Consider the following 4936-nt stretch of genomic DNA (forward strand, 5'->3'; position numbering starts at 1 on the left):
CCCCGCCCTGCCCGGACACCGAAAACACCCGCACAACAAAACCGAAGAGGGGCCGTCAGTAAGCTGACGGCCCCTCACGAAAGATCGAGGTTAGATTTACACTCCCGCCACGAATGCACCCTGGATTGCGAAGAGCCCGATAACCACGTCTACGAGTTGTTTTCTTCTGATTCGATCACTTGCAGGCACCTCGCGAGGGCGGCCACCATGTATCGGCGCCAGAGGGGAGTGAATGGACCGGCGAGAATCCAGCGACGACCCGGAAGCGGCTTGAATTCGTAGGTCCACCGAATGAGGGTGCCATCGCCGTCGGGATTGAAGTTCCATTCACCTCGAACGCCGGCCGCGAGTCGGGAGAGGATGTTCGTGAATCCCGTCAGTTGATACGCAAAACTAGAGCCTTCCGTGTACTCGATCAACTGTTCGTCGGCCTGCGACCCGTCGTCGAACTGCGGGTTCCTGGTAGGACCGACGTGATCCCATGCTTCGGTCTGGTTCGCCACACCTTTGACACCGGGAAACGGTGCCACCCGGTGGAAAACGCTTGGCAGGTCGATGGGAACGATCAGTCGGAACGCGTTGGCGGGCGCCACCGAAGTTCGCCGCTGGACTGTGATCGGAACAGTGTCGTCGGCTGGACCGATAAGGAGAGGTATCGCCTGGATCACTGCGGCCCCCTGGGGCTCGGTCGTTTTCTTCGCCGCAATCGGTTTCTTGTCGGACATCGGTGTCTCCCTGTCTTGGTGATGTGTATCTACCGTGAAGCATTAACGAACATAAAATGCTTCGAATGGAAAGCAAGCAGATTCGTGATGTGAGTGACCAGAGCACCGGCCTGAACGTCGAGTCCCTGCTTCACCTCCTGACGGCGGTCAACAGCCTGCCGCAGTACGGGGTGGGCGAGCACCTGCGTGCCGGCGCCGAGGCGCTTCTGGGGCGACCAGTCGAGGTTAGGGACAGCCCTGCATTCCGGCGGGCCCTTTCCTCGCTGAACCAGGGACCGTTCGACGAACGGTTCAAGTTCCGTATTGCGTGCCTTGTGCGGTGGTGCAGCAGCGATCGTTTTTGCTGAGAGTCGTTGAGATAGTGCAGCGATATGTGGCTGGAGCCGTGGTTGGTACTGACTTCGGCTTGTCAGGGTGACGCTGGTTCGTCGAGGGCCAGGCCGGTGCCTGCTATGAAGCCGTCGAGGATGCCGGACCGGTACTGAAGGCGCTTGAGCCGGTTGCGTACGAGTGCTTCGAGCCGGTCGAGGGCGACGACGGCGAGGTTGGCCAGGCTGCGCTTGACGTGCGCCCATACCCACTCGACCGGGTTGAGGTCGGGTGAGTACGCGGGCAGCAGGAATACCGTCAGCCACTCACGCTCGGCGATCAGCTCGCCCATGGCGCGGGAGACGTGGGTGTTCAGGCGGTCCCACACCAGCACGATGGGCGCTTTGACGAGCTGGTGGACGCCGTCGATCAGCGCGATGAAGTCCCGCTCGCCCATGCTGCGACGTTTGCCTTTGCCCGCTCGGTGGGTGCGCAGGCGGTGGCACAGCCGGGTCCGGGAGCCGGGCCGCATGGCGATCATCCCGGCCACGGACAGTCGGCCCGAGCGTCGTCCGCTCACCGTCACCTGCGGGGGTGTGGCCGCGCTGGCCCCAGGTGCGTCCCCTGGGCGGTCGGCGGGTGAAGCCTGCCTCGTCCTCGAAGCAGATCCCCACAGGCCGCCCGGACTCTTTTACCTCCGCCCAGGTCGCCTCCTTCCACGCGGTGACGGCCTGCTCGTCGCGCTCGGCGACCCGCCGCGCAGGGACCTGCGGGCTGAAGCCGAGCCGGTGCATCAGCCTCGTCGCACCCGAGACGCTGTAGGAGACCTGAAACTTCCTGCCGATCAGCGTGGCCACCCTCGCCGCGGTCCACACCTGGTCCTCCGTCCAGCCGCGCGCGGCCGGACCCTGTTCGAGATACCCGGCGAGCTTTTCCAGACAGCGTGGCGACAGGCGACACCGGCCCCGCTCGGTCCTCGCGAAAGCAGCTCGTCGGCACCGCCTTGCCGCCACAACTGCTGCCACTGGTAAGCCGACTTCAGACTCACACGCAGCTGCCGGGCCACCTCGGGCGGTTTGACCTGCTGCGCGAACAGCTCCGCCGCCTGTATCCGCACCGCTTCCCGACGCCGCCGTGCTGCAGGCGTCAGCCCGCCCCCATCCGCGTATCTCACACGCCATGGACTACCGACAACACCACACCCGCATCAGCAAGTTCAGCAAACATCACCCTAACGAGCCGAGATCAGTAAGTGACAGCAGGTCGCTGGTCACGGCTCAGATCGACTTGAGCACCCGGACGCGGTCGGCGATGGCACGCCGCGCGACGTCGGAGCCGAAGGCGATGGAGTCGAACTCGTGCGGTGCGCCGGGGTGCAGGTGAAACTCCACCGGCACGCCGGCGCGGCTGAGCTTGGTCGCGTAGGCGGTGTCCTCGTCGCGGAAGACGTCGAGTTGGCCGACCTCGATGTAGGCCGGCGGCAGGCCGGTCGCGTCCTCGAGACGGGCGGGAGCTGCCGTAGGCGGGACGTCGGGGCCGCCGACGGCCTTGCCGAGCAGTGCCGGCCATGCGGTGAGGCTGTCAGCGTAGGACCACAGCAGGTAGGGCTCGATGTGAGGGTCGGGCGTGGTGGTGCGGTCGTCGAGCATCGGCATGAGCAGGATCTGCCGGGCGATCTGCGGGCCACCGCGCTCGCGGGCGAGGATCGTCAGGGCCGCTGCCATGCCGCCTCCGGCGCTGTCGCCCATCACACCGATGCGGTTGGCGTCGACGCCCAGCTCGGCGGCGTGTTCGTGCAGCCAGCGCAGTGCGGAGTAGGCGTCTTCGAGCGGTGTCGGGAAGGGGTGCTCGGGGGCGCGGCGGTACTCGACCGACAGCATCGGCACGCCGCTGGAGGACACGTAGCGGGAGACCGGGCCGTCGAACAGGTCGATGTGGCCGAAGACGTATCCGCCGCCGTGGAAGAACAGCACGGCTGGGCCGGGCTCGGCGCCGTCCTTGACGTACCAGCGCATTTTGATCTGTGTGCCGTCGTCTGCGGTCGCGTAGTGCTCGTGGGTCGTCACGTCGGCCGGGATCGGCTGCGCGGCTCCCGCGGCGCCGATGATCGGTTCCCACATGGCGCGGCGGCCCGCGATGTCGCCCACAGCCGGCGGCTTGGCCTCGGCCATCGCGCTGGCCATCGGGGCCAGCGCCTCGGCGATTTCGGGATCCAGGGACAGTGTCATGGTCTTTTCCTTTCGAGGCCGGTCGGTCGGTGTCAGGCGGCGGGCGCGACGATGACGGCCTTGCCGTGCAGCTCGCCCGTGGCGGCCTGGGCGTGGACTGCCGGCAGCTGCGCCAGCGGCACTCGCTGCGCGACGTCGACGCGCAGCTCGCCGGAGTCGATCAGTGCCACCAGTCGCGACAGCTGTTCGGCGTCGCTGTTGACGAACAGGTCGATGCCGCGTACGCCGCGTTGTTCGTCGCTGGGTGCGGGCATCCACACCGTGGTGTTCACCAGCACTCCACCGGGAGCGATCAGGGTGGGCAGCGCGGCCAGCTGCGCCGGGTCGATCGGTGCGAGGTTGAGCACGACGTCGACCGGCTCGGTCACCGCCGCGCTCACCTCGGTGGCGGTGTGGTCGATGACCTCGTCGGCACCCGCCGCCTCGACGTGCTCACTGCTGCGCGGGCCGGCCGTGGCGATCACGTAGGCGCCGGCGTTCTTGGCCAGCTGCACGGCGTAGCCGCCGACCGCTCCGCCCGCACCGTTGATGAGCACGCGCTGACCCGCCGCCAGCTTCGCGTGGTCGAACAGCGCCTGCCACGCGGTGAGACCCACCAACGGCAGCGCGGCGGCATCGGGAAGCGGGATGCTCGTGGGCGCCGGCGTCAGGATCCCGGCCGGAGCCACCACGTACTCCGCGGCCGCGCCATCGCCCGCCATCGGCAGGAAGCCGACGACCCGGTTGCCGATTTCGAGGTCGGCCACGCCCTCACCCAGCGCTTCGACCGTACCGGAGACGTCGATGCCGGGTGTGTGTGGCAGCGTCACCGGGATGGGGCCCTGCATGAAGCCCCCGCGGATGTTGCCGTCGACGCCGTTGAACGATGTCGCGGCGACCCGCACCAGAACCTGCCCGACGCCGGGAACGGGCTGCTCGACGTCCTCGTAACGCAGGACGCTCGGGTCGCCGTACTCGTGGAAACGCACTGCCTTCATGGGAAATCCTCGTCTCTCTATGTACGTGAAGTGCTGCGTTTTTCGAAGCACCAACTTCGATGTGTGAGCCGACCGGCAGCCAGCGGGGCTAGACGCCTGCGGATGCCAGGGACCGCAGCTCTTCGTGGCTCGGTTAACCGGGCACGGTGGAGAAGATCAACAGTTTCTGGGCCTGGTCGGGGTCCACCAGCCGCTGAGCAGTACGACTTGAACTCGAGGAGGTGGCCGAGCTGGCTGGTACGTCGGTCGATTACTGCAGCCGGATCGGGTAGCAGCTTGGTCCGGCCGCGGGGAAGTCCAACGTCCTCCGGCTGCGGCACCTCCCGGCGTACCCGAAGAGAGTCGGCCGGCAGTACCCGATTCATCTCGTCCTCCCGTGCTCGACTCATCAAGCATCGCGTGAGCCAGAACCCGGATGAAGGCCGTACTTATCCACGGACAAGTTGTCCGTGGCAAACCATGCGATGCAGGAGAGATGATCCGCTTGTCGTCACAGAGCACCAGATGTTCATTCCGCGTCATCGACCGGTCCGGTACACGCAAGGAAGGTTTGAGGCGTCCCCCGGAGTGTGGACACAGGGACTCATGCCGCGATTGAGGGTTTAGCCTCGGGCTTTCACGAAGAGGGTCGTCCGAGGGTTGATCAAATAAGCGAGGAGTGCCTCTGAGCTGGGACGATAGGGCTTGTCGAAGGTCC

5 protein-coding genes and 1 pseudogene are annotated in these 4936 nt (G+C 66.4%); 1 reads left to right on the forward strand and 5 read right to left on the reverse strand.

Going from position 1 to position 4936, the window contains the following annotated elements; translation table 11 throughout:
- Positions 1–149: 149 nt before the first annotated feature.
- Positions 150–725, reverse strand: a complete 576-nt coding sequence (locus ABZZ74_RS52530) for an SRPBCC family protein (RefSeq protein WP_356951215.1) — start codon at positions 723–725, stop codon at positions 150–152.
- A 65-nt stretch (positions 726–790) separates the two neighbouring features.
- Here ABZZ74_RS52530 and ABZZ74_RS52535 point away from each other — a divergent pair, with 65 nt between their 5' ends.
- A complete protein-coding gene (locus ABZZ74_RS52535) occupies positions 791–1072 on the forward strand; it encodes a hypothetical protein (RefSeq protein ID WP_356951216.1) in 282 nt (93 codons plus the stop codon).
- A gap of 62 nt (positions 1073–1134) precedes the next feature.
- On the opposite strand, the gene ABZZ74_RS52540 is transcribed toward ABZZ74_RS52535, so the two are convergent.
- From ABZZ74_RS52540 to ABZZ74_RS52555, 4 genes and pseudogenes are all read right to left on the reverse strand, one after another.
- Positions 1135–1620 (reverse strand): transposase, encoded by a 486-nt coding sequence (locus ABZZ74_RS52540; RefSeq protein WP_356951219.1) that lies wholly within the window; start codon positions 1618–1620, stop codon positions 1135–1137.
- Positions 1621–1635: 15 nt separating this feature from the next.
- Positions 1636–2145 (reverse strand): annotated as a pseudogene (locus ABZZ74_RS52545) (winged helix-turn-helix domain-containing protein); the annotation flags it as partial.
- A gap of 166 nt (positions 2146–2311) precedes the next feature.
- Positions 2312–3262 carry an alpha/beta hydrolase gene (locus ABZZ74_RS52550; protein ID WP_356951217.1) on the reverse strand — a complete coding sequence of 317 codons (951 nt, stop codon included), beginning with the start codon at positions 3260–3262 and terminating at the stop codon, positions 2312–2314.
- A gap of 32 nt (positions 3263–3294) precedes the next feature.
- The gene (locus ABZZ74_RS52555; protein WP_356951218.1) at positions 3295–4239 is read right to left on the reverse strand and encodes an NADP-dependent oxidoreductase; all 945 of its coding nucleotides are present in this window, start codon (positions 4237–4239) and stop codon (positions 3295–3297) included.
- Positions 4240–4936 lie beyond the last annotated feature (697 nt).

Origin of the sequence: Streptomyces sp. NPDC006476, from assembly GCF_040612015.1 — a bacterium.
In the GTDB taxonomy this organism is placed as follows: domain Bacteria; phylum Actinomycetota; class Actinomycetes; order Streptomycetales; family Streptomycetaceae; genus Streptomyces; species Streptomyces griseorubiginosus_B.

Coding starts and splice junctions, on each gene's coding strand:
- ABZZ74_RS52530 (WP_356951215.1), bottom strand. CDS start 725: ATGTCCGACAAGAAACCGATTGCGGCGAAGAAAACGACCGAGCCCCAG.
- ABZZ74_RS52535 (WP_356951216.1), top strand. CDS start 791: ATGGAAAGCAAGCAGATTCGTGATGTGAGTGACCAGAGCACCGGCCTG.
- ABZZ74_RS52550 (WP_356951217.1), bottom strand. CDS start 3,262: ATGACACTGTCCCTGGATCCCGAAATCGCCGAGGCGCTGGCCCCGATG.
- ABZZ74_RS52555 (WP_356951218.1), bottom strand. CDS start 4,239: ATGAAGGCAGTGCGTTTCCACGAGTACGGCGACCCGAGCGTCCTGCGT.